The organism is Enterobacter sp. YSU (assembly GCF_016082135.1).
Lineage (GTDB): Bacteria > Pseudomonadota > Gammaproteobacteria > Enterobacterales > Enterobacteriaceae > Enterobacter > Enterobacter hormaechei_C.
Map to the genome: position 1 here is coordinate 1,945,815 of NZ_CP059487.1, position 25,815 is coordinate 1,971,629.

The 25,815-nt window shown below is 56.9% G+C and carries 17 protein-coding genes; 12 read left to right on the forward strand and 5 right to left on the reverse strand.

Features of this window, described 5'->3' with window-relative positions:
* Nucleotides 1–6: 6 nt before the first annotated feature.
* From bcsQ to H2Z33_RS09420, 8 genes are all read left to right on the forward strand, one after another.
* Nucleotides 7–759, forward strand: coding sequence for a cellulose biosynthesis protein BcsQ (gene bcsQ, locus H2Z33_RS09385; protein ID WP_003861177.1), 753 nt, complete (start codon nucleotides 7–9; stop codon nucleotides 757–759).
* A complete protein-coding gene (bcsA, locus tag H2Z33_RS09390; protein ID WP_047740908.1) occupies nucleotides 756–3,371 on the forward strand; it encodes a UDP-forming cellulose synthase catalytic subunit in 2,616 nt (871 codons plus the stop codon). The genes bcsQ and bcsA overlap by 4 nt, the downstream gene beginning before the upstream one ends.
* Before the next feature lie 10 nt (nucleotides 3,372–3,381).
* Nucleotides 3,382–5,805, forward strand: a complete 2,424-nt coding sequence (bcsB, locus tag H2Z33_RS09395; RefSeq protein ID WP_074133788.1) for a cellulose biosynthesis cyclic di-GMP-binding regulatory protein BcsB — start codon at nucleotides 3,382–3,384, stop codon at nucleotides 5,803–5,805.
* Nucleotides 5,806–5,811: 6 nt separating this feature from the next.
* Nucleotides 5,812–6,918 carry a cellulose synthase complex periplasmic endoglucanase BcsZ gene (gene bcsZ, locus H2Z33_RS09400; RefSeq protein ID WP_017384189.1) on the forward strand — a complete coding sequence of 369 codons (1,107 nt, stop codon included), beginning with the start codon at nucleotides 5,812–5,814 and terminating at the stop codon, nucleotides 6,916–6,918.
* Nucleotides 6,900–10,382: a cellulose synthase complex outer membrane protein BcsC gene (gene bcsC, locus H2Z33_RS09405; RefSeq protein ID WP_063135052.1), complete on the forward strand. Its 3,483-nt coding sequence runs from the start codon at nucleotides 6,900–6,902 to the stop codon at nucleotides 10,380–10,382. Before bcsZ ends, bcsC begins: the two co-directional genes overlap by 19 nt.
* A gap of 120 nt (nucleotides 10,383–10,502) precedes the next feature.
* Entirely contained in the window at nucleotides 10,503–12,509 is a 2,007-nt protein-coding gene (gene hmsP / locus H2Z33_RS09410; RefSeq protein ID WP_032672215.1) for a biofilm formation regulator HmsP, read from the forward strand.
* A 159-nt stretch (nucleotides 12,510–12,668) separates the two neighbouring features.
* Nucleotides 12,669–13,955 (forward strand): C4-dicarboxylate transporter DctC, encoded by a 1,287-nt coding sequence (gene dctA / locus H2Z33_RS09415; protein ID WP_015571524.1) that lies wholly within the window; start codon nucleotides 12,669–12,671, stop codon nucleotides 13,953–13,955.
* Nucleotides 13,956–14,177: 222 nt separating this feature from the next.
* Nucleotides 14,178–15,668, forward strand: coding sequence for a M16 family metallopeptidase (locus tag H2Z33_RS09420; protein WP_023295577.1), 1,491 nt, complete (start codon nucleotides 14,178–14,180; stop codon nucleotides 15,666–15,668).
* Between the two features lie 62 nt (nucleotides 15,669–15,730).
* Here the strand turns inward: H2Z33_RS09420 and H2Z33_RS09425 are convergent, their stop codons facing one another.
* Nucleotides 15,731–16,660 (reverse strand): sugar kinase, encoded by a 930-nt coding sequence (locus tag H2Z33_RS09425; RefSeq protein ID WP_198091832.1) that lies wholly within the window; start codon nucleotides 16,658–16,660, stop codon nucleotides 15,731–15,733.
* 230 nt (nucleotides 16,661–16,890) lie between these two features.
* Between H2Z33_RS09425 and pdeH the strand changes: the two genes are divergently transcribed.
* Both pdeH and H2Z33_RS09435 read left to right on the forward strand, forming a co-directional pair.
* On the forward strand, nucleotides 16,891–17,664 hold the full coding sequence (pdeH, locus tag H2Z33_RS09430; protein WP_015571521.1) for a cyclic-guanylate-specific phosphodiesterase: 774 nt from the start codon (nucleotides 16,891–16,893) through the stop codon (nucleotides 17,662–17,664).
* A 65-nt stretch (nucleotides 17,665–17,729) separates the two neighbouring features.
* The gene (locus H2Z33_RS09435) at nucleotides 17,730–19,772 is read left to right on the forward strand and encodes an AsmA family protein (RefSeq protein ID WP_063135053.1); all 2,043 of its coding nucleotides are present in this window, start codon (nucleotides 17,730–17,732) and stop codon (nucleotides 19,770–19,772) included.
* Between the two features lie 510 nt (nucleotides 19,773–20,282).
* Here H2Z33_RS09435 and H2Z33_RS09440 read toward each other — a convergent pair.
* The 3 genes from H2Z33_RS09440 to H2Z33_RS09450 form a co-directional block, all read right to left on the reverse strand.
* Nucleotides 20,283–21,605: an MFS transporter gene (locus H2Z33_RS09440; protein ID WP_015571519.1), complete on the reverse strand. Its 1,323-nt coding sequence runs from the start codon at nucleotides 21,603–21,605 to the stop codon at nucleotides 20,283–20,285.
* 260 nt (nucleotides 21,606–21,865) lie between these two features.
* Nucleotides 21,866–22,891 (reverse strand): inner membrane protein YhjD, encoded by a 1,026-nt coding sequence (gene yhjD, locus H2Z33_RS09445; protein ID WP_023295574.1) that lies wholly within the window; start codon nucleotides 22,889–22,891, stop codon nucleotides 21,866–21,868.
* A 50-nt stretch (nucleotides 22,892–22,941) separates the two neighbouring features.
* Nucleotides 22,942–23,841 carry a LysR family transcriptional regulator gene (locus tag H2Z33_RS09450; protein WP_017384184.1) on the reverse strand — a complete coding sequence of 300 codons (900 nt, stop codon included), beginning with the start codon at nucleotides 23,839–23,841 and terminating at the stop codon, nucleotides 22,942–22,944.
* Nucleotides 23,842–23,960: 119 nt separating this feature from the next.
* On the opposite strand from H2Z33_RS09450, the gene H2Z33_RS09455 reads away from it, so the two are divergent.
* Both H2Z33_RS09455 and H2Z33_RS09460 read left to right on the forward strand, forming a co-directional pair.
* Entirely contained in the window at nucleotides 23,961–24,719 is a 759-nt protein-coding gene (locus H2Z33_RS09455) for an SDR family NAD(P)-dependent oxidoreductase (protein WP_045907621.1), read from the forward strand.
* Between the two features lie 174 nt (nucleotides 24,720–24,893).
* Complete coding sequence (locus H2Z33_RS09460) at nucleotides 24,894–25,496, forward strand: response regulator transcription factor (protein ID WP_032104620.1); 603 nt, start codon at nucleotides 24,894–24,896, stop codon at nucleotides 25,494–25,496.
* On the opposite strand, the gene H2Z33_RS09465 is transcribed toward H2Z33_RS09460, so the two are convergent.
* Nucleotides 25,475–25,813 carry a lysozyme gene (locus H2Z33_RS09465; protein WP_063135402.1) on the reverse strand — a complete coding sequence of 113 codons (339 nt, stop codon included), beginning with the start codon at nucleotides 25,811–25,813 and terminating at the stop codon, nucleotides 25,475–25,477. The two genes, H2Z33_RS09460 and H2Z33_RS09465, sit on opposite strands and share 22 nt — an antisense overlap.
* Nucleotides 25,814–25,815: the final 2 nt, after the last annotated feature.

Sequence of the window (25,815 nt, forward strand, 5' to 3'; positions counted from 1 at the left end):
CCATTGATGGCTGTACTAGGATTACAGGGCGTCCGTGGTGGGGTGGGTACAACTTCCGTTACCGCGGCGCTGGCGTGGTCATTGCAGGTATTAGGTGAATCGGTACTGGTCATTGATGCCTGTTCCGATAATTTGCTGCGCATGTCATTCAATGTCGACTTTACGCATGCAAACGGCTGGGGACGCGCGCTTCTGGACGATAAAGACTGGCGGGATGCGGGTTTGCGTTATACCTCCCAGCTCGATTTGCTTCCCTTTGGTCAATTGACCGAAACCGAGCGCGGGAATGAAGCCGCGTACCAGCGCCTGTTCTCTCGCTTCATCACCGCATTGCAGAGCCTGAAAGAGAGCGGGCACTATCAGTGGATCCTGCTGGACCTGCCGCACGGTGCCGCGTCGCTGACCCGCCAGCTGCTGGCGCAGTGCGACCATGTGCTCTCCATCGCGAACGTAGATGCGAATTGTCATATCCGTCTGCATCAGCAGCCGATGCCTGCCAATGCCCATATTCTGATCAACGATCTGCGCATTGGCAGCCAGATCCAGGACGATCTCTACCAGGTCTGGCTCCAGAGTCAGCGCCGCCTGTTGCCGATGGTGATCCATCGTGACGAAGCGATGGCGGAGTGCCTCGCGTCCAAACAACCTCTCGGGGAGTACCGTAGCGATTCACTGGCGGCGGAAGAGATCCTGACGCTGGCCAACTGGTGTCTGCTGCACTTTGCTAAACGGCCGGAGCCTGCCGGGAGTTCAGTATGAGCCGCCTGACTAACTGGCTGCTCATTCCGCCGGTCAGTTCGCGCTTAAGTGAACGCTACCGCCATTACCGTCATCACGGCGCCTCGTCGCTGAGCGCTGCGCTGGGCTGTTTGTGGATGATTCTGGCGTGGATGTTCATCCCCCTCGAACATCCCCGCTGGCAACGCATTCGTGCGCGCCACGGTGAACTCTATCCGCATATCACCCCTGACAAGCCGCGTCCGCTGGATCCCGCGCGCTACGCTATTCAGTCCATCTGGCTACTAACGACCTCAACGGGCGCGGAGAAAAAAACGTCCCGCTGGCGCAGCTTCGATCGTGTGCAGAACCTGCGTGAACACTACCACCAGTGGCTTGACCGGCTACCTGACCGGGTGGGCGACAAAACGGGTCATTTAGATAACCACAAAGAGCTCGGGCACCTACACCCGGGCTTGCGGCGTTTTATTCTCGGCGTGGTTGTGGTGTTCTCGCTGATTCTTGCGCTGGTCTGTATTACCCAGCCCTTCAACCCGCTGGCGCAGTTCACCTTCCTGATCCTGCTGTGGGGCGTGGCGCTGCTGGTGCGGCGCATACCAGGGCGTTTTTCTGCCCTGATGCTGATTGTGCTATCGCTGACCGTTTCCTGCCGCTACATCTGGTGGCGATATACCTCAACGCTGAACTGGGACGATCCGGTCAGCCTGGTGTGCGGCTTAGTCCTGCTGTTTGCTGAGACTTACGCCTGGATCGTGCTGGTGCTGGGTTACTTCCAGGTTATCTGGCCGCTAAATAGACAGCCGGTGCCGCTGCCAAAAGACACGACCCAGTGGCCTACGGTGGACCTCTTCGTGCCGACCTACAACGAAGACCTGTCGGTGGTAAAAAACACCATTTACGCCGCGCTGGGTATCGACTGGCCGAAGGATAAAATCAAAATCTGGATCCTCGATGACGGTGGCCGTGCCGAGTTCCGCCAGTTCGCGGACGAAGTGGGGGTAGAGTACATCGCCCGTACCACGCATGAACACGCGAAAGCCGGTAACATCAACAATGCGCTGAAATATGCCAAAGGGGAGTTCGTCTCTATTTTCGACTGCGACCACGTGCCAACGCGCTCGTTCCTGCAAATGACCATGGGCTGGTTCCTGAAGGAGAAAGAGCTGGCGATGATGCAGACGCCGCACCACTTCTTCTCGCCGGACCCGTTTGAACGTAACCTCGGCCGTTTTCGTAAAACCCCGAACGAGGGCACGCTGTTCTATGGACTCGTGCAGGACGGGAACGACATGTGGGACGCAACGTTCTTCTGCGGCTCCTGTGCGGTGATCCGCCGGAAACCGCTGGATGAAATTGGCGGGATCGCCGTCGAGACGGTCACGGAAGATGCGCACACCTCGCTGCGTCTGCACCGTCTTGGCTATACCTCCGCCTACATGCGTATTCCTCAGGCGGCGGGGCTGGCTACGGAATCCCTGTCGGCGCACATCGGCCAGCGTATTCGCTGGGCCCGCGGCATGGTGCAAATTTTCAGGCTCGATAACCCGCTGATGGGTAAAGGGCTGAAGCTGGCGCAACGGCTGTGCTACGTCAACGCCATGTTCCACTTCCTGTCCGGTATTCCACGGCTTATCTTCCTCACTGCGCCGCTGGCGTTCCTGCTTCTTCACGCTTACATCATCTATGCGCCTGCGCTGATGATTGCCCTGTTCGTTCTGCCGCACATGATCCACGCCAGCCTGACGAACTCGAAGATTCAGGGGAAATATCGCCACTCCTTCTGGAGTGAAATTTACGAAACGGTGCTGGCCTGGTACATCGCGCCGCCAACCATGGTGGCGCTGATTAACCCGCATAAAGGGAAATTCAACGTCACCGCGAAGGGCGGGCTGGTGGAAGAGGAGTATGTCGACTGGGTGATCTCCCGGCCCTATATCTTCCTGGTGCTGCTGAATATTGTGGGCGTGATTGTTGGGATCTGGCGCTACTTCTACGGCCCGGAAAACGAAATTCTGACGGTCTTCGTGAGTATGGCGTGGGTGTTTTATAACCTGATTATCCTCGGTGGCGCGGTGGCGGTATCGGTGGAGAGCAAACAGGTTCGCCGCGCGCATCGCGTCGAAATCAGCATGCCAGCGGCCATTGCCCGCGACGATGGACATCTCTTCTCCTGTACCGTTCATGACTTTTCGGATGGCGGTCTGGGTATCAAGATCAACGGTCAGGCGAAGGTGCTGGAGGGGCAGAAGGTCAACCTACTGCTTAAGCGCGGCCAGCAGGAGTATGTCTTCCCGACGCAGGTGGTGCGTGTGAGAGGAAATGAAGTGGGTCTGCAACTGATGCCGCTGACCAAAAAGCAACACATTGATTTTGTGCAGTGTACGTTTGCCCGCGCGGATACGTGGGCTCTCTGGCAGGACAGCTTCCCTGAGGATAAGCCTCTGGAAAGCCTGCTGGATATTCTTAAGCTGGGGTTCCGTGGCTATCGTCACCTTGCAGAATTTGCCCCGTCGTCGGTGAAATTAATTTTCCGGTCACTTACTTCACTGGTTTCCTGGGTCGTGTCGTTCATTCCGCGTCGACCTGAGCGAGATGAAGCGAAGCAGGCGGACCCGGTTATGGCTCAACAATGATGATAACGCGATGAAAACAAAACTTTCCTGGTTATGTGCAGTGGCAATGGGGATGAGTGCGCTCCCTGCAACAGTGGCTAACGCAGCGCCTGATAACGCAGCGGCCACGCCCGCGCCAACGGTGCCTGTCGTCGCGCAAGCGACCGATCCGGTTGTGACGGCCGCGCCGGGGCAGACGGAAAACGTCGTCCCGAATCAGCCGACGACGGGGAATACGCTGCCCGCCGACAACCCGGTGGTTGGGCAGGTCATGCCTGGCGTGCCGGGAGCCAGTGCGCCGGTGGTTGCCGAAAATACGCCGTCGCGTGACGTTAAGCTGACGTTTGCCCAGATCGCACCTCCTCCGGGCAGCATGGTTCTGCGCGGCATCAACCCAAATGGCGGTATCGAATTCGGTATGCGCAGCGATGAAGTTGTGTCGAAAGCGATGCTCAACCTGGAATACACCCCATCGCCGTCGCTGTTGCCGGTGCAGTCCCAGCTTAAGGTCTATCTGAATGACGAGCTGATGGACGTCCTGCCCGTCACCAAAGAGCAACTGGGTAAGAAAACCCTGGCTCAGGTGCCGATTAATCCGCTGTTTATCACCGACTTTAACCGCGTGCGTCTGGAGTTTGTCGGCCACTACCGCGATGTCTGTGAAAACCCGGCCAGCAGCACCCTGTGGCTGGATGTCGGGCGTAACTCTTCGCTTCAGATGACCTATCAGCCGCTGGCGTTGAAAAACGATCTCTCCGCCTTCCCGGTGCCGTTCTTCGACCCGCGTGATAACCGTCCGCTGAACCTGCCGATGGTCTTTGCCGGCTCTCCCGATGTGACCGAACAGCTGGCGGCCTCTATCGTGGCATCCTGGTTTGGTTCCCGCTCCGGCTGGCGTGGTCAAAGTTTCCCGGTCATGTACGACAAAATGCCGGACAAAAACGCGATCGTGTTTGCCACCAACGCCAAACGTCCGGCTTTCCTGCGTGACCATCCGGAGGTGAAAGCGCCCACCATCGAGATGATCAGCCATCCGGACAATCCGTACGTGAAGCTGTTGGTGATCTTCGGCCGTGATGACAAAGATCTGGTGCAGGCGGCGAAAGGCATTGCGCAGGGGAATATCCTGTTCCGCGGTAACAGCGTTGTGGTGGACGAGGTGAAACCGCTGCTGGCACGTAAGCCTTATGATGCGCCGAACTGGGTACGTACCGACCGGGCCATCACCTTTGGCGAACTGAAAACCTATGAAGAGCAATTGCAGTCAACCGGGCTTGAACCTTCTCCTGTCAGCCTGTCGCTTAACCTGCCGCCGGATCTCTATCTGCTGCGCACCAACGGCATTGATATCAATCTGAACTACCGTTACACCGCGCCGGCGACCAAAGACAGCTCGCGCATGGATATCAGCCTCAACAACCAGTTCCTGCAATCGTTCAGCCTGACCAGCAGCCAGGAGACAAACCGGTTGATGCTTCGTCTGCCTGTATTACAGGGGCTGCTGGATGGCAAAACCGATGTGTCGATCCCGGCGCTGAAGCTCGGTGCGGTGAACCAGCTGCGGTTTAACTTCCAGTATATGAACCCCATGCCGGGTGGATCGGTGGAAAACTGTATTACCTTCCAGCCGGTGCAAAACCACGTGGTGATTGGTGATGATTCCACGATCGACTTCTCGAAGTATTACCACTTTATTGCGATGCCGGATCTGCGTGCCTTTGCTAACGCCAGCTTCCCGTTCAGCCGCATGGCAGACCTCTCTGAATCGATTGTCGTGATGCCAAAAGCGGCCAACGAAGGCCAGGTTACCACGCTGCTGGACACCATGGGCACCGTCGGGGCGCAAACCGGCTTGCCGGCGATCAACGTGACGGTGACGGATGACGGGAGCCAGATCCAGAACAAAGATGCCGATATCATGGTCATCGGCAACATTCCGGACAAGCTGAAAGACGAGAAGCGCGTCGATCTGCTGGTGCAGGCGGCTCAGTCGTGGGTTAACACGCCGCTGCGTCAGACCGAGTTCCCGAGCATCATGCCGGACAGCGGCGATCGTCAGGCCAATATCAGGACGACCGTAAGCTCAACGGGTCCGATGGCCGCGATTGTCAGCTTCCAGTCGCCGTATAACGACCAGCGCAGCGTTATCGCCCTGCTGGCGGACAGCCCGCGCGGGTATGAGCTACTCAACACGGCCATGAACGACAGCGGTAAACGGGCGGCAATGTTCGGTTCCGTCTCGGTGATCCGTGAGTCGGGGGTAAACAGCCTGCGCGTGGGGGATGTCTACTACGTCGGTCATCTGCCGTGGTTCGAACGCCTGTGGTACGCCCTGTCTAACCACCCGGTGCTGCTGGCCGTGCTGGCTGCGCTCAGCGTTGTACTGCTGGCGTGGGTACTGTGGCGTCTGCTGCGAATCATCAGCCGTCGTCGTCTTAACCCGGACCATGAGTAAGCGGTGATGAAAATCTTTCGCGGGTGTGTAGTCGCAGCGTTGATGCTGGCGGCGGCGAATCTTCACGCCGCCTGTCGCTGGCCTGCCTGGGAGACGTTCAAGCAGGATTATATGAGCGAAAGTGGACGCGTCATTGATCCCAGTGACGCGCGCAAAATCACCACCTCCGAAGGGCAAAGCTACGGACTGTTCTTTGCCCTCGCGGCAAACGATCGCAAGGCGTTCGATCTGCTGCTGGCATGGACGCGCGATAACCTTGCCGAGGGAGATTTAACCCAACATCTCCCGGCCTGGCTGTGGGGGAAAAAGGACGACGAAACCTGGGCGGTTATCGACCCTAACTCCGCGTCTGATGCCGATATCTGGATTGCCTGGTCGCTGCTGGAAGCCGGGCGGCTGTGGAAAAATCCCGATTACACGCGCACGGGTAAGGCGCTGTTGACGCGCATTGCCAGTGAGGAAGTGGTGAAGGTGCCGGGGCTGGGTTCTATGCTGCTGCCGGGTAAAGTCGGTTTTGCCGAAGAGAGCGTCTGGCGCTTCAACCCCAGCTACCTGCCGCCGCAGCTTGCGAGCTATTTCACCCGTTTTGGCGCGCCGTGGACGACGCTCCGTGAAACCAACCTGCGTCTGCTGCTGGAGACCGCGCCTAAAGGATTTTCCCCGAACTGGGTGAAATACCAGAAAAAGGGCGGCTGGCAGCTGTCGCAGGATGCATCCCTGATCGGCAGCTACGATGCGATTCGCGTCTATCTGTGGGTAGGGATGATGAACGATAACGATCCGCAGAAAGCCCGGCTACTGGCGCGTTTCAAGCCCATGGCGACCACCACAATCAAACAAGGCTTGCCGCCGGAGAAAGTGGACGTCGCGACCGGGAAACGCACCGGAGATGGGCCGGTAGGGTTTTCTGCCTCCCTCCTTCCGTTTTTACAAAACCGGGACGCGCAAGCGGTGCAACGCCAGCACGTCGCCGATCGTTTTCCCGATAACAATGCTTATTACAGCTACGTTCTGACCCTCTTTGGACAAGGGTGGGATCAGCATCGTTTTCGTTTCACCGTGCAAGGTGAATTACTACCGGACTGGGGCCAGGAATGCGCACGTTCACACTGAATCTACTCACCTTATCGCTTGGCCTGGCGCTAATGCCCCTGGCCCTGGCCGCCAACTCCCCGCAGCAGAGACAGCTGCTGGAACAGGTCCGTCTGGGGGAATCCACCCAGCGTGAGGATTTAGTGCGCCAGTCGCTCTATCGCCTTGAGCTGATCGACCCCAACAACCCGGACGTGATTGCCGCGCGCTTCCGCTACCTGTTACGACAGGGCGATACGGCGGGCGCGCAAAAAGAGCTGGATCGCCTGAAAGGAATGGCGCCCGATTCCAGTGCCTATCAGTCCTCCCGTACTACCATGCTGCTCTCCACGCCGGATGGTCGCCAGGCCCTCCAGCAGGCTCGCCTGCTTGCCACCACCGGGCACACCCAGGAAGCCATTGCCGCGTATGACAAACTGTTTGACGGTAAGCCGCCCAGTGGCGACATCGCGACGGAGTACTGGAACGTGGTGGCGAAAGAGCCAGCCCGCCGCAACCTGGCCATTAATCAGCTTAAGAAAATAAACGCCAGCAGTCCGGGCAACGTCCCGCTACAGTCCTCGCTGGCACAGCTTTTGTTCCAGAGCGGACGGCGTGATGAAGGGTTTGCGGTGTTACAGGAGATGGCCAAATCGAACAATGGCCGCAGTCAGGCGTCGGACATGTGGTACCAGCAGATCAAAGATCAACCGGCCAGCAGCGCCAGCGTTACCGCGCTGCAACAATACCTGAGCGTGTTCAGCGATGGCGATAACGTGACGGCGGCGCGCGCCCAGCTTGAAGCGCAGCAAAAACAGCTTGCCGATCCGGCGTTCCGCTCCAAAGCCGAAGGGTTAGCCGCAGTGGACGCCGGGCAGGGCAGTAAAGCGGTAACGGAGTTGCAAAAAGCAGTCAGCGCCAACCACGCCGACAGTGAAGCCGTAGGCGCGCTGGGGCAGGCCTATTCTCAGAAAGGCGATCGCGCGCGTGCGGTTGCGCAGTTTGAAAAGGCGATCGCCCTCGATCCGCAGAGCGATAATCGGGGCAAATGGGACAGCCTGCTGAAGGTCAACCGATACTGGCTGCTGATCCAGCAGGGGGATAACGCCCTGAAAGCCAACAATACGGCCCAGGCCGAACGCTATTACCAGCAGGCGCGCAATATCGACAATACCGACAGCTACGCGGTTCTGGGCCTCGGTGATGCGGCGGCGGCGCGCAAAGATAACGACGCGGCCGAGCGCTATTACCGCCAGGCGTTGCGGATGGACAGCGGCAACAGCAACGCGGTGCGCGGTCTCGCCAATATTTATCGCGCGCAGTCTCCGGAGAAGGCGACGCAGTTTATTCAGTCGCTCTCTGCCAGTCAGCGCCGCAGCATTGATGATATTGAACGTAGCCTGACGAACGAGCAGTTGTCAGCCCAGGCCGAACAGCTGGAAAGCGAGGGGAAATATGCGCAGGCCGCAGAAATTCAGCGCCGACGCCTTGCGCTTTCCCCGGGCGACGTGTGGATCACCTACCGACTGTCACGCGATCTGTATAGCGCGGGTCAACGCAGCCAGGCGGATAACCTGATGCGTCAGCTGGCAAGCCAGAAACCGGGCGATCCGGATCAGGTTTACGCCAGCGGGCTGTACCTGTCCGGTAACGATCAGGACCGGGCGGCGCTGGCGCATCTGAACACGCTGCCGCGCGACAAGTGGAACGGCAACATTCAGGCGCTGGCGGACCGCCTGCAAAGTAACCAGGTGCTGGAAACCGCCAACCGCCTGCGCGACAGTGGAAAAGAGCAGGAGGCGGAAACGTTGCTTCGCCAGCAGCCTCCGTCCACCCGTATCGACCTGACGCTGGCGGACTGGGCTGAACAGCGTGGCGATCATGAGGCCGCGAAAACCGCCTACAACACCGTCCTGCAACGCGAACCGCAGAACGAAGACGCGATCCTCGGCCTGACCGAGGTCTATCTTGCCCAGGACAACAAGGACGCGGCGCGCGCGGCGCTGGCGAAACTGCCCGCGGCACAGAACGGCGAACCGCTCTCCATCAATATGCAGCGCCGGCTTGCCATGGCGCAGGCTGGCCTGGGTGATCATGCCGCGGCAGAAAAGACCTTCAACGCCATTCTTGCGCAGGCCAAATCGCAGCCGCCTTCGATGGAAAGTGCGCTGGTGATGCGCGATGCCGCCCGTTTCCAGGCACAAAATGGTCAGCCTCAGCAGGCGCTGGACACCTGGAAAGATGCGATGGTCTCATCGGGCATCACAACGACCCGTCCGACCGATAACGACAGCTTTACGCGGCTCACGCGTAACGATGAGAAAGATGACTGGCTGAAGCGCGGCGTGCGCAGCGATGCAGGCGATCTTTATCGTCAGCAGGATCTGAACGTCACGCTGCAACACGACTACTGGGGGTCCAGCGGCACGGGAGGCTATTCCGACCTGAAAGCGCACACCACCATGCTCCAGGTTGATGCGCCGCTGTCGGACGGACGTATGTTCTTCCGTAGCGATCTGGTCAATATGAACGCCGGTTCCTTTGCCACCGATAACGGAACCTACGATCCGACATGGGGTACCTGCGCCGAAACGCCATGTCGCGGTAGCACAAACCAGTCGGCCAACGGCGCCAGCGTGGCCGTCGGCTGGCAGAACAAAACCTGGGCGTGGGATATCGGTACAACGCCGATGGGCTTCGACGTGGTCGATGTGGTGGGCAGCCTGAGCTATAGCAACGATTTAGGGCCGATTGGCTACACCCTGAACGCCCATCGCCGTCCGATTTCCAGCTCGGTGCTGGCCTTCGCCGGGCAAAAAGATCCCAATACCGACACCACCTGGGGCGGCGTGCGTGCCACCGGTGGCGGCGTGAGCATGAGCTACGACAAAGGCGAAGCTAACGGGATCTGGTCAAGCCTGAGTGCCGACAGCCTCACCGGGAAGAATGTCGAAGATAACTGGCGCGTCCGCTGGATGACCGGCTATTACTACAAGCTCATCAATCAGAACAACGAACGCCTGACGGTGGGCGTGTCCAACATGCTCTGGCATTACGATAAGGATTTAAGTGGCTATTCGCTGGGCCAGGGCGGTTACTACAGTCCCCAGGAGTATGTGTCGTTCGCCTTACCGGTGAACTGGCGTAAACGCACAGAGAACTGGTCATGGGAGCTGGGCGGCTCCGTCTCCTGGTCTCATTCAAAAACAAAAGATGTGATGCGTTATCCGTTACAGGGGCTGATCCCGGACAATGAGCCAGGCCGTTATACCGATAAAGGTGTGATGGAAACCGGAAGTAGCTCGTCAGGGACGGGTTATACCGCAAGGGCGATTGTTGAACGCCGCGTGACGTCCAACTGGTTTGTCGGTCTGGGCGTCGATATTCAGGAAGCAAAAGACTATACCCCGAGCCATGCGCTGCTCTACGTTCGGTATTCTGCCGCGGGCTGGCAGGGTGATATGGACTTACCACCGGAACCGCTGGTGCCTTATGCAGACTGGTGATCGGATTTTTTCTTAATCTAATTGTAAGTCTCTCTTAAAAGTGCAGCTATCGGGTATACTCGGGCGCACCAGGTTTACACCCTGGTGCGCCCTGCGCTTCGAGTATTGTGGAGAGTCATTTTGCGTGTCAGCCGTTCCTTAACGATCAAACAGATGGCGATGGTGTCTGCCGTCACAATGCTGTTTGTCTTCATCTTCTGCGTCATTTTGCTGTTTCACTCCGTACAGCAGAATCGCTATAACACGGCTTCGCAACTGGAAAGTATTGCCCGCTCGGTGCGGGAACCCCTGTCAGCCTCGATCCTGAAAGGGGATATCCCCGAGGCGGAATCCATCCTGAAGCGCATTCAGCCCGCCGGTATCGTGAGCCGCGCGGATGTCGTGCTGCCGAACCAGTTCCAGGCGCTGCGGATGAGTTTTATCCCGGAGCGTCCCGTCCCGATGATGGTGATGCGCCTGTTTGAACTGCCGGTGCAAATTTCCCTGCCTCTCTATTCCCTGGAAAGACCGGCTAACCCGCAGCCGCTGGCCTACCTGGTGCTACAGGCCGACTCGTACCGCATGTATAAATTCGTCATGAGTTGGGTTGCTACGTTAGTGACTACTTACTTACTTTTGACACTAATGCTGAGCGTGGCGCTGACATGGTGTATCAACCGGTTAATTGTGCATCCGTTGCGCCGCATAGCCCGGGAGCTGAACGACCTCTCTCCACAGGAGCACATGGGGCATCAGCTTCCCTTGCCGCGCCTGCATCACGACGATGAAATTGGCATGCTGGTCCGGAGTTACAATATCAACCAGCAGCGTGTCCTGCGTCAGCAGGAAGAGCTCAGTAGCAACGCCACCCGTTTTCCGGTATCCGATCTGCCAAACAAAGCGTTTTTAATGGCCTTGCTGGAGCAGACCGTCGCCCGCCAGCAGACCACCGCGCTGATGGTGATTGCCTGCGAAACCTTGCAGGACACGGCGGGCGTGCTGAAAGAGAGCCAGCGCGAGATGCTGTTGCTGACGCTGGTGGAAAAGGTGAAATCCGTTCTGGCGCCGCGCATGGTGCTCACCCAGGTCAGCGGTTATGACCTGGTGGTGATCGCGCACGGTGTTAAAGAGCCGTGGCACGCCATTACGCTAGGTCAGCAAGTACTCACTGTCATTAATGAGCGGCTGCCCATTCAGGGTATCCAGCTTCGCCCGAGCGCCAGCATCGGTATTGCGATGTACTACGGGGGGCTGACCGCCGAGCAGCTTTATCGTCGGGCCTTCTCGGCCGCGTTCACCGCGCGCCGGAAAGGCAAAAACCAGATCCAGTTCTTTGATCCGGAGCAGATGGAAAAAGCCCAGCAGCGCCTGACGGAAGAGAGCGACATTCTGACGGCGATGGACAATCGCCAGTTTGCGCTCTGGCTACAGCCGCAGGTCAATTTGCGCACGGGTGAAGTGACCAGCGCCGAAGCGTTGCTGCGTATGCAACAGCCGGACGGCACGTGGGAGCTGCCTGAGGGGATGATCGAACGTATCGAGTCCTGCGGCCTGATGGTCACCGTCGGCTACTGGGTGCTGGAAGAGTCCTGCCGCCAGCTTGCGGCCTGGCAACAACGGGGCATCACGCTGCCGCTGTCGGTGAATCTCTCTGCGCTACAGCTGATGCACCCGACCATGGTGCCGGAGATGCTCGAGTTGATCCACCGCTACCGCATTCAGCCCCACACGTTGATCCTGGAAGTCACCGAGAGCCGTTGTATCGACAATCCTGACGATGCTGTCGCCATTCTGAAACCGCTGCGTAATGCCGGGATCCGCATTGCGCTGGACGATTTTGGTATGGGGTATTCTGGCCTGCGTCAGCTCCAGCACATGAAAACGTTGCCGGTGGACGTCCTGAAAATCGACAAAACCTTTGTGGATGGGCTGCCAGAGGATTGCAGCCTGGTACAGGCCATTATTCAGATGGCGCACAGCCTGAATCTGCACGTAATTGCCGAGGGTATTGAAACCGACGCCCAACGTGAGTGGCTGGCTGCGGCGGGCGTGGAGAGCGGACAGGGCTTCCTGTTTGACCGCGCCGTACCGACGGATATCTTTGAGAAACGCTATCTCGCCGACGCTGGCAATAACGCAAAAGTGTAATTTTGTTGCTGGCTTGTGCGAGCCAGCTCAAAGTTCTTAACATTTGTGTTTCAAATTTGAACCCCGTTTATTTCTGTCCTGTTATGTGGGTGTTATTTTAAAGCCGCAGGTTAACCATAACCTTACAAAGCCTGTAGTTTTTCTTTCCAGGGACACCCTATGAAAACCTCACTCTTCAAAAGTCTTTACTTCCAGGTCCTGACAGCCATCGCCATCGGTATTCTGCTCGGTCACTACTACCCGGAGCTGGGCGCGCAGATGAAACCGCTTGGCGACGCGTTCGTTAAGCTCATCAAAATGATCATCGCGCCGGTCATTTTCTGTACCGTGGTGACCGGTATCGCTGGCATGGAAAGCATGAAGGCGGTCGGGCGTACGGGGGCGGTTGCCCTGCTGTACTTCGAGATTGTCAGTACCATCGCGCTGATTATCGGCCTGATAATTGTCAACGTGGTACAGCCTGGCGCGGGCATGAACGTCGACCCGGCCACGCTGGATGCGAAAGCGGTGGCGGTTTACGCTGAACAGGCGAAAGATCAGGGGATTGTTGCCTTCCTGCTGGACGTGATCCCGAGCAGCGTGATTGGCGCGTTCGCCAGCGGAAACATCCTCCAGGTGCTGCTGTTTGCCGTGCTTTTTGGCTTTGCCCTGCACCGTCTTGGCAGCAAAGGCCAGCTGATTTTTAACGTCATTGAAAGCTTCTCGCAGGTGATCTTCGGCATCATCAACATGATCATGCGTCTGGCCCCGATTGGCGCCTTTGGCGCGATGGCCTTCACCATCGGGAAATATGGCGTCGGCACGCTGGTACAGCTTGGCCAGCTGATCGTCTGTTTCTACATCACCTGTATTCTGTTTGTGGTGGTGGTGCTCGGCTCCATCGCCCGTGCGACCGGCTTCAGCATCTTCAAATTTATCCGTTACATTCGTGAAGAGCTGCTGATTGTCCTCGGCACATCCTCTTCGGAGTCCGCGCTGCCGCGTATGCTCGATAAAATGGAAAAGCTGGGCTGCCGTAAGTCAGTGGTGGGGCTGGTTATTCCTACGGGCTACTCCTTTAACCTGGACGGCACCTCGATATACCTGACGATGGCGGCGGTCTTTATTGCCCAGGCCACTAACAGCCACATGGATATCTTCCATCAGATTACGCTGCTGGTGGTGCTTCTGCTCTCTTCAAAAGGGGCGGCGGGCGTAACGGGCAGCGGATTTATCGTGCTGGCGGCCACCATTTCGGCGGTGGGCCATCTGCCGGTGGCGGGCCTGGCCCTGATCCTCGGTATTGACCGCTTTATGTCTGAAGCCCGTGCGTTAACCAACCTGGTCGGCAATGGCGTGGCGACGATTGTGGTGGCGAAGTGGGTGAAAGAGCTGGATCACAAGAAGCTTAACGATACGCTGAATAACCGCACATCTGAGGACAAAACCCCCGGTTTATCCTCTTAATCCCTCATAAATGCCCGTATTCCCTTGTGGGGATGCGGGTACCTGCGCATAATAACCGTTCATACCTGTCATAATTCGACAAGATTTTTTTTGGGTATATTTCACTTCCGCCCGTGACGTTTAGCCGAACACGCTGTCTAATCGGAAGGTTTTCATCGTCATCTTTGAGTGCTCACGTCGCGAGACACTCTCTTTAACCAGGAATGTTGATCAGGGGTTCACATGCAGGGCACAAAAATTCGACTCTTAACCGGCGGTTTGCTGATGATGGCAGCAGCCAGTTATGTGCAGGCAGATGCGCTCCAGCCAGACCCGGCCTGGCAACAGGGAACACTGGCGAATGGTTTCCAGTGGCAGGTATTATCCACTCCGCAACGTCCGAGCGATCGCATTGAAATCCGTCTTTCTGTGAATACCGGCTCCCTCACTGAAAGCACCCAGCAGACCGGCTTAAGCCACTTTATTCCTCGACTGGCGCTCACCCAGAGCGGCAGTTTGCAGGCGGTTCAGGTGCGTTCTTTATGGCAACAGGCCATCGATCCGAAACGCCCGCTGCCCCCGGCTGTGGTCTCCTATGACTACACCATGTTTAACCTGAGCCTGCCCAACAACCGTAACGATCTGCTTAAAGAAGCGCTGACCTATCTTTCGGATGCCACCGGCAAACTGGCGATTACGCCTGAGACCGTTAACTATGCGTTGAGCAACAGCGACATGGTGGCGACCTGGCCGACGGATACCAAAGAAGGCTGGTGGCGCTACCGCCTGAAAGGGTCAACGCTGCTTGGCCACGACCCGGCAGAGCCGCTGAAACAGCCGGTTGATGCCGCGCAGGTGAAATCTTTCTACCAGCAGTGGTACACCCCGGATGCCATGACCCTGATTGTGGTGGGCAACGTGGACAGCCGTGCGGTGATAGAACAGATCAACAAAGCATTTGGCGATCTGAAAGGGAAGCGTGAAACGCCCGCCCCTGTTCCTACCTTGTCCCCGCTGCGTCCTGAGACGGTCAGCATCATGACGGATACCGTGCGTCAGGATCGTCTTTCAATGATGTGGGATACGGCCTGGCAGCCGATCCGCGAGTCTTCTGCGCTGTTGCGTTACTGGCGTGCGGATCTCGCGCGTGAAGCGCTGTTCTGGCACGTTCAGCAGACGCTCAGCAAGAACAACGTGAAAGATATTGGCCTGGGCTTTGACTGCCGAGTGCTGTTCCAGCGCGCCCAGTGCGCCATTAACGTGGAATCGCCGGGCGATAAGCTGAATGCCAATCTCGGCGTGGTGGCGAAAGAGCTGGCTAAAGTGCGGAAAGAGGGCCTGTCTGAAGAGGAGTTTAACGCGCTGGTGGCGCAGAAATCCCTCGAATTGCAGAAACTGTTCGCCACCTATGCCCGCGCCGATACCGATATCTTAATCAGCCAGCGCATTCGCTCCTTGCAGAATCAGGTGGTGGATATCGCGCCGGAGCAGTATCAGAAACTGCGTCAGGACTTCCTGAACGGTCTGACCGTGGAGATGCTGAATCAGGATCTGCGTCAGCAGCTGTCGCAGGATATGGCGTTGATTCTGTTGCAGCCGAAAGGTGAGCCGGAATATGACATGAAAGAGTTGAAGGCCACCTGGAGCGCCATCATGGCGACGCCGCCGCAGCCAGCGCAAACGGCAGCCGATGATTTACACCAGGATGCGAGCGATATTCCGCAGGGCCAGTAAGCTCTGCGTTCCCTCAGCCCTGAGGGAGAGGGTTAGGGTGCGGGCATCAGCCCGCACAGTCCTTAAGCAGGCATCGCCTCGCGCGGAATAATCGCTCCGCGATACTGAATCACCGTGCTGGCCGTCAAGTGACCGCGCTGCGCCGCCGCTTCCGGCGTTCCCCCCGTCAGACGTACCGCCAGATACCCCGCGCTGAAAGAATCTCCCGCCGCCGTGGTATCGATTACCTTCTCTTTCGCCAGCTTCACCGCCGGCACCTCTGTCACGGCTTCAACTGCAACCGCCACCAGGCAAGACTCCGCCCCGCGCTTGATCACCACTTCGCTGACCCCGGCAGCCTGCGTCCGGGCAATGACCTCATCAACCGGTTTTTCGCCCCACAGAGCATCTTCATCATCCAGCGTCAGGAAGGCGATATCGGTGCATTCGAGCATCTGCTGGTAGACCTGCTGCGTCTCTTCGCGGCTGGCCCACAAACGCGGACGGTAGTTGTTATCGAAAATCACCTTACCGCCATTGGCACGGCATTCGCGCAGCAGTGACAGCAGCTTTTCACGGCTCTCCTGGCTCAGGATCGCCAGGCTGATCCCGCTCAGGTAGAGATAATCGAAGGTCGCCAGTTCTTCGCAAATGGCAGCGGCGGCCTCGCTTTCCAGCCAGAATTTGGCGGCCGCTTCATTACGCCAGTAATAGAAGGTGCGCTCGCCGGTGCTGTCGGTTTCGATGTAGTACAAACCCGGCAGGCGGTTTTCCATTCGCTGGATCAGCGAGGTCCCAACGTTTTCACCCTGCCAGGCTTCCAGCATCTGCTGGCTGAAGCTGTCCGTTCCCAGCGCGGTAACGTAGCTCACGCTCAGCGCGTCGGGGGCGACCTGACGGGCAATGTAAACGGAGGTGTTCAATGTATCGCCACCAAAACCGCGGCTGACTTCCGCGCCTTTCTGGGACAGCTCAATCATGCATTCGCCAATCACGGCAATTTTTTTAGACATAGTCGTGAACCTGAACAAAGTAATTAAGGGTAGTGTGCGCTGTGTGTTTTTTATGGTCAACTATATTAAAACGACGTTCCATTATTTTTTTTGAGCCAGCGCGTATTCCGGCATATTTCTGTCATCTTAATTTCATTTTCCCGGTGAATTGAACATAAAGTTCTCACCTGGCGGGCCGATAACTCAGTGACGAGTCCAGAAAGGCTATCCCATACAACAGGACATCCGAAATGAAGTCAGAGCAGGTTATCCAGCGGCTGAGCACTACGCCTGAGGCAAGTATTGAGAACTTGCAGGAGCATCGCTACTGGCTGCAATGTGAGCGAGCGTACACCTATCAGCCCATCTACCGTACCGACGGTCGGTTAATGGCGATTGAGGTGTTAACGGTCGTCACTCATCCATCGAATCCTTCACAGCGTATTGCACCGGACCGCTATTTTGCGGAGGTTGCCGTGCGTCAGCGTATCGACGTGCTGGAAGAGCAGCTGAGAATGCTGGCGACGAAGCAGGCGTTCTTCGAGCAGCACGGTATTCTGGCGTCGGTGAACGTGGATGGCCCAACCCTGATGGCGTTACGTCAAAACGCGACATTGCAGGCGCTGATTGCCACCTTGCCGTGGATGCGCTTCGAGCTGGTGGAACATGTTCAGCTGCCGCAGGACTCCTCGTTTGCCTCGATGTGTGAGTTTGGCCCGCTGTGGCTGGATGATTTCGGTACCGGTATGGCCAACTTCTCCGCCCTGAGCGAAGTGCGTTATGACTACATCAAAGTGGCCCGCGATCTGTTTATCATGCTGCGCCAGACGCCGGAGGGACGGAACCTGTTTACGATGCTCCTGCAACTGATGAACCGCTATTGCCAGGGCGTCATTGTGGAAGGCGTAGAGACGCTGGAGGAGTGGCGCGACGTGCAAAATTCCCCGGCAGCGGCGGCACAGGGTTATTTCCTCTCTCGTCCTGTCCCCATGGATACCCTGGAAAAGGTGATAACTACCCTCTGATCTGCCCGCTTCCCTTTGTCTGAACTATAGTTTTAGAGGCAAGTTCATCAGGAAAGGGGACAACAATGACAAAAACAACCAGGGTGATTTCCTGGACAGCAGGGATTTTCTTGTTGCTGATCGTGGTCTTAATCATCATTATCGCCACGTTTGACTGGAACCGGCTCAAACCGACCATCAACCAGAAAGTCTCAACCGAGCTAAACCGCCCCTTCGCAATACGTGGCGATTTGGGTGTCGTGTGGGAGCGCCAGAAAGAGGAAACCGGCTGGCGAAGCTGGGTGCCATGGCCGCACGTTCACGCCGACGACATCATTCTCGGCAACCCGCCGGACATCCCCGAAGTGACCATGATCCACCTGCCGCGCGTGGAAGCCACGCTGGCGCCGTTAGCCCTGTTAACCAAAACGGTGTATCTGCCGTGGATCAAACTTCAGCAGCCCGACGCGCGGCTAATTCGCCTGTCAGAGAAAAACAACAACTGGACGTTCGATCTCGCCAGCAGCGGCGATAAAGATCAGAATGCGCAGCCCTCTTCGTGGTCTTTCCGCCTCGACAATATTCTGTTCGATCGGGGGAGGATCGCCATTGACGATAAGGTGAGTAAGGCTGACGTGGAGATCCTCGTCGATCCGCTGGGTAAGCCTCTGCCGTTTAGCGAAGTGACGGGCAGTAAAGCCAAAGGCGATGACAGCAAAGCGGGCGATTACGTCTTCGGCCTGACGGCGAAAGGGCGCTACAACGGCCAGCCGCTGACCGGTAAAGGCAAAATCGGCGGCATGCTGGCGCTCAGGAGTGAGGGCACGCCGTTCCCGGTGCAGGCGGATTTCCGCTCGGGCAACACCCGCGTGGCGTTCGTGGGCACGGTTAACGACCCGATGAACATGGGCGGCGTCGACCTCCAGCTTAAGTTTGCCGGGGATTCGCTGGGTGAACTGTACGATTTGACCGGCGTGCTGCTGCCGGATACCCCGCCGTTTGAAACGGACGGGCGCCTGGTTGCCAAAATCAACACCGAAAAATCGTCCATCTTTGACTACCGGAATTTTAACGGGCGCATCGGCGACAGCGATATCCACGGCACGCTGACCTACACCACCGGTAAACCGCGCCCGAAACTGGAGGGGGACGTTGAATCCCGCCAGCTGCGTCTGGCCGATCTTGGTCCGCTGATTGGCGTAGATTCGGGCAAAGGCACGAGGTCTAAAGAGGTTAAAAAGGACGTTCAGCCTGCGGGTAAAGTGCTGCCCTATGACCGCTTCGAAACCGACAAATGGGACGTGATGGATGCGGATGTGCGCTTCAAAGGACGTAAAATTGAGCATGGCAGCACGCTGCCGCTGAGCAACCTCTCGACCCATATCATCCTGAAAAACGCCGACCTGCGCCTGCAACCGCTGAAGTTTGGCATGGCCGGGGGAACCATCTCATCGAATATCCACCTGGAGGGGGATAAAAAGCCAATGCAGGGAAGGGCGGAGATCCAGGCGCGTCGGCTGAAGCTGAAAGAGCTGATGCCGGACGTGGAGCTGATGCAGAAAACCCTCGGTGAGATGAACGGCGACGCGGATATTCGCGGCACGGGTAACTCGGTAGCGGCGCTGCTGGGTAGCGGAAACGGCAACCTGAAGCTGCTGATGAACGACGGGCTGGTGAGCCGTAACCTGATGGAGATCCTGGGGCTGAACGTCGGGAACTTTATCATCGGGCAAATCTTCGGTGACGACGAAGTACGCGTTAACTGCGCGGCGGCAAATCTGGATCTGGTCAACGGCGTGGCGCGTCCGCAGATCTTCGCTTTCGACACGGAAAACGCGGTTATCAACGTCACCGGTACCGCCAGCATGGCGTCCGAGCAGCTGGATTTAACCATCGATCCGGAAAGTAAAGGCATTCGTATCATCACCCTGCGCTCGCCGCTGTACGTTCGCGGGACCTTCAAAGATCCTCAGGCGGGCGTGAAGGCCGGGCCGTTGATTGCGCGTGGTGTGGTCGCCGCCGCGCTCGCTACGCTGGTCACCCCTGCGGCGGCGCTGCTGGCGTTGATTTCGCCGTCAGAAGGCGAAGCGAATCAGTGTCGGACGATTTTGTCGCAGATGAAGAAGTAGTCCCGTTTCTCCCTCTCCCTGTGGGGAGAGGGGGCTCCAGTAATTTGAAAGCAAAAGCTATAACGTTGCCTCAGAATAACTGAGGGCTTTCAGCGATGCCTCGGTCCGGCTGTAAATCGCTGAGGCGTTTCCTGTAGGCCGGGGCGAGGCGCAGGGATGCGCCGAGAGGGCGGGCTTTACAGGGATGTTACCTCCGCCCGTCCCCGATAAGCCGGAAGGAATAAGCCGAAGGCACCGCGAAGCGGCGATTTTCCGCCGGAAGCCCGGGTCGCCAGGGTGGTGGCGACTGAGCCACCCTGGCACGTTCACCGCTCATGTCGTGACAGAGTAGCAAGGAACATAACGTGAACGGAATGACCACCAGAGCCGTATGTTCCCCCTCACCCCAGCCCTCTCCCTCAAGGGAGAGGGGGCCGTCTGTGCAGGCATTATTTTGTGGGGAGCCCTCAGCCCTGTGGGTGAGGGCTGAATCGTAGGCCGGGTAAGGCGTAGCCGCCACCCGGCATTCACTTACAGCGCCTGATGCTTCGTCTCGTGCGTCAGCAGCAGCGCAATCAGCGTCAGCGCTGCCATTGCCGCCAGATAGACACCCACATAGAACAGGCCATAGTTCGCCTGAAGCCATGTGGCGATATACGGAGCCACCGAGGCGCCCAGAATCGACGAAACGTTATAGGAGAACGACGCGCCGGTGTAACGCACTTCAGTCGGGAACAGCTCCGGCAGCAGCGCGCCCATTGGGCCAAAAGTCAGCCCCATCAGGCTCAGGCCAATCAGCAGATACGCCATCACCAGCGCAGGGCTACCTGAACCCAGCAGCGGCGGGAAGACAAACAGCGCGAACAGAATAATCAGCGAGGTGATGACGATCATGCTTGAACGACGGCCAAATTTATCCGCCAGCAGGCCCGCGATGGGCACCATCACACCAAATCCGATGACCGCCATCATCAGCATCCACAGCACTTCGTTACGCGGCAGGCCCAGGCCGACCGGCGCGGCGGCGGTACTGAAGGTCATGGAGTAAACGGTCATGATGTAGAACAGCGTGTAGGTCGCCAGCATGATGAACGTGCCCAGCACGGTCACGCGGAGGTGTTTGGTCAGCAGCGTCCCCAGCGGAACTTTAACCTGCTTTTTCGCCGCGGCGACTTTAGCGAAGACCGGCGTCTCGTGCAGCGACACGCGAACGTACAGGCCAATCAGCACCAGCACGGCAGAGAAGACGAATGGAATACGCCAGCCCCAGTTCATGAACTGTTCATCAGTCAGCAGCCAGGAGAGGAGCAGGAAGGTGCCGTTAGCAAAGAAGAACCCAATCGGTGCGCCCAGTTGCGGGAAAGAGCCATACAGGGCTCGTTTGCGCGCCGGGGCGTTTTCGGTCGCCAGCAGTGCCGCGCCGCCCCATTCCCCGCCCAGCCCCAGACCCTGCCCAAAGCGCGCCAGCGCCAGCAGCACAGGCGCCAGAATGCCGATAGTTTCATAGGTCGGCAGCAGGCCGATGGCGACGGTGGAGATCCCCATCGTCAGCAGCGAGGCAACCAGCGTCACTTTACGGCCGACGCGATCGCCAAAATGCCCAAAGACCGCTGAACCAATCGGACGCGCAACGAAGGCGATAGCAAAGGTGGCTAAAGACTGTAGCGTGGCTGCCGTCGGGTCGCCCTGAGGGAAGAAAATATGCGGAAAGACAATGACCGCAGCGGTGGCGTAAATATAAAAGTCGAAGAACTCAATGGCGGTGCCAATCAGCGATGCGACGACGACTTTATTGCGCGAGTTGACCGGAACGTGTTCCGCCCCTTCGTTAAGTGTGGTGGCTGTTGCTTGCATAATATTTTCTTATTTTTGGACGAACGAAGGGCCATATTAGGCATAGCAAAAGCGACATTTCAATCTGTAACAAAGGCGTGGTGTGGTCATAAAAGCAACAAAAAGCGGATAATTTTCAGACCAGCGAAAACACTTCTATGAAATGCTTCACACTTTTTAAATATCAGTCATTAAAACTGGTTTTGCGTTAAATAAAAGTTACGGCCTGGATTTATATGCTGAAATGGCGAATCGGGCTGAAATATCAGCCCGACATGATATCAGCGGTGGGTTTTACCCGGCATGCGCGGGTCATCTTTATACTCTGCCGTGGCGATCCACGCGGCGCAGAACAGCGTCAGGCGAGCGAAGAAATAGAAGAAAGCCATCAGCCCCAGCACCGAACCAAAGGCCGCGCCGGAGGGAGACTTCACCAGGGACGGCAGCGTATAGGTCATCACAATCTTGATCACCTCAAAACCAATGGCGGCAATCAATGTCCCGCGCATCAGCGCCTTCTTGCGCGGACGATGGCGGGGCAAACGCCAGAAGATCCAGAAGAACAGAAGGTAGTTAGCAAAGATAGAAATGGCCAGACCAATGCCGCGCCAGGCCGGTTTCAGCCATTCAATGTAATCCAGGTACAGCGCGGAGATAATCATCTGCTGCGCGGAACCGGCGACCGAGGTGATGGAGAGCGTAATGACCAGCGCCACCAGCAGCCCAATCAGAGAAATAAAGTCGCGCAAATACTTCACCCATATCTTCTCCTGATCCTGCGGTCTACGCTCCCAGACGTCACGCGACTGGGCGCGAATAGCCTCACGCAGGTTGCCCATCCAGTTCACCCCGGAATAGAGCGCAATCAGCAACCCGACGATACCCACGGTGGTACGCTGCTGCACGGCGGTGTTGATGGTGCTTTTGAGCGTTGCGGCGAGCGTCTGGTCGCTGACGTTGGTCAGGATCTTATTGAAGATGTCCTGCAACAGCGTCGGGTGAGACGCCAGCACAAAACCGGCGGCGGCAAATGACACCATCAGGATGGGGATCATCGACAGGAACGAGAAATAGGTAATCGCCGCGCCAAACTGATTTCCCATGCGGTCGTTAAAGCGCTCAGCGGCGCGTATCAGGTGAGCAATCGCGGGTATCTGCTGAATTTTTTCGGCTATGCCGGTCACGGTGCCCAGCGCTTTGCTGGCCGTTCCAGGCTCTTTCGGCGCTTCAGGCTCGTTATCCATCTTTTTGATGGGTTCATAATCTAAATGTTGAGTCGGTCGTTGCGGGTTATTTTCCGGCGTCACGCGCATTTTCCTTTTCGTTGAGCTGGATGTTACTGAATTATAGCTTGTGACTAGTCGACGTAACCTTTTGTGAGTTCGGTAAGCCACTCCATAAACACATGCACCCGGCGGGAGAGGTTACGGCGGTGGGGATAAATGAGGGAGACGGGCATCGGTTCAGCCCGGTATTGCGGCAGGATCTCAACGAGTTTTTTCGTGCGCAGGGCATCACGCACCCCGACGCGCGGAACCTGAATAATCCCAAGCCCGGCGATACAGGCGGCCTGGTAGGTTTCAGTGCTGTTAACCGTCAATACGCCTCCCGTTTTTACCCACTGGGTCGCGCTGCCGTTGTAATACTCAAAACCCTGTGGACGCGTGCCCAGCGTGGCGGAGTAGTGGATGAGGGCATGCGAAGCCAAATCGTCCAGCGTCTCAGGGTAGCCGAATCGCGTCAGATAATCCGGGCTGGCGCAGTTAATCACCGAGAGTTTCCCAAGCGGGCGGGCGATAAGCCCGGAGTCCTTTAAGTTTCCCACGCGAACCACGCAGTCAAATCCTTCGCGGATGACATCGACCAGACGATCGCTGCTACTCAGCTCCAGCTCAATGCCGGGAAACTGTTGTAAAAATGCAGGCAGTTTCGGAATGACTACATTTCGCGCAATGGCAACGGGCATATCCACACGTAGCCGACCGCTGATGGTTGAAGGGTCGTGCAGGAACATGCCGTCCAGTTCGTCCAGATTCATCAGCAGATCTTTAGCGCGCTCGTAATAAACCATGCCGTCCTGCGTCAGGCTGACGCGGCGGGTAGTGCGGTGCAGCAGCTGCGTGCCCAGTGCGTTTTCCAGTGCCTGGATCTGTCGCGATACGCTCCCCTTTGGCAGGCTTAACGTCTCCGCCGCGCGGGAAAAACTTTCCAGTTCCGCGACCCGAAGGAAAAGCTGCATTGCGTGTATTTTATCCATAGGTGTTGGTCATTGTTGTTATGAATGAAACAGTGAAGCGCTGACGGCACTATTTATTGATTTTCTACCATCTAATAAGCTCTTTCTCAATCTTCATCACAGCCGAAACGAGGTGAATTATGAGTGAACGTATTGCTTTAGTGACGGGCGGTAGCCGCGGCCTGGGGAAAAATGCCGTTTTGAAGCTGGCCGCGGAAGGGACAGGCATCATCCTGACCTGGAACAACAGCCAGCAGGAGGCGCAGGAAGTTGTGCGCGAAATCGAGGGAACAGGTGGAAAAGCGGCAGCATTGCAGCTTAACGTCGGCGATACGGCAAGCTTTTCGCGCTTTGCTCAGCAGGTGAAGGATACCCTCAAACACGTCTGGCAACGTGACACCTTTGACTATTTAGTGAACAACGCAGGTACAGGGTTATACGCACCCTATACCGAGACGACCGAGGCGCAGTTTGATGATGTGCTGAACATTCACTTCAAAGGGCCGTTTTTCCTCACGCAACAGCTGCTGCCGCTCATAAAAGACGGAGGGCGGATCCTGAACGTCTCCAGCGGACTGGCCCGTTTTACTCAGCCCGGTTCAGGCACCTACGCGGCAATGAAAGGGGCGATGGAAGTGCTGACCCGCTATCAGGCAAAAGAGCTTGGTGCGCGCGGAATTTCCGTCAATATCATCGCGCCCGGCGCGATTGAAACCGACTTTGGGGGCGGACGCGTGCGGGATAATGCGGAGCTTAACCAGCTGCTGGCCTCGCAGACAGCGCTGGGACGCGTGGGCCTGCCCGATGATATTGGTGACGCCATTGCGGCGTTGCTCAGTGACAAACTGGGCTGGATGAATGCGCAACGTATTGAAGTTTCAGGCGGTATGTTCCTGTAATGTTCAGTCTTAAGGGGGAGGGAACCCTCTTAAGGAAATCCTTAAAACAGGTATGTCTAAATGCTGGAAGATATAAAGAGAGCTGGGTGATTTGTAACCTCTCCATTCATTGAGTTTTTTCTTAAAAAATGCCTCTGTAGAATCCCCCTTCGCTATTCTCAGAGGAGTAAAACGATGCGAGTAATCATGTTTGACAGGCAGTCATTATTTATTCATGGAGCGATGTACAGTTTGCAGAAGTTAATTCCGAAAATAGAGATGACAGGGGCTCGTCAGACTGATGAATTATGGGCGCAATTATCCGCGTCACCCTCCGCTATCGTCATGATAGATGGGTATTTAATTCGTGATAATGGTGTGGCTTTACTGGAAGAGATTATGGATCGTTTTCCAGCGTCGCGCGTGGTGTTGGTGTTAACGAAAAAAGAGCGACGTTGGGTTGAGCAAATGTTTCAGCGCAACGTGGTGGCGATAGTTCCCCGCAATGCGAATCCCGAACGCTTTTCCGCAGTGCTGGATTCCGTATCGCGTGGAATGGTCTGTTTTCCCGGCGAGTGGCTGAAGCAGCACTCCTCTCAGGATGAACTGGCAGTGTTAAGCGAGCGCCAGCGTGAGGTATTGAAGTTACTGGCAGCCGGAGAGTCCAATAAAGAGATTGGTCGTAATCTCAATATCAGTGCGGCAACGGTAAAAGCCCATCTTGAGACGCTTTTCCGGCGTCTTGATGTCAAAAACCGGACGCAGGCCGCGATGTACTACACCCGGGCGACGGCCTGAAGGATCTTCTCAGGCAGAGGGGACTCTTCCCCAAAACTGAAGAGGGTTAATATCAGGGCGTCATGCTGCTGTTGGGTTAATGGGCGTTTGTTCATTTCCCGCAGCAGCGCCTCACATAATTGAATATCATTAAAAAGCAAATTCTCCGCCTCAATCGGCGTGATGAGACTGTAAAATTTTTCCCACTGGCGAATCACGTGACCATAACCAATAACCCATATACCCTTTTCGTCACGGTATTTCTCCAGGGAAAGACCCTGTTGTTTTTTAATTAATGCGATTGCAGCAGAAGATATCTGCATTGCATAACCCGTCATAA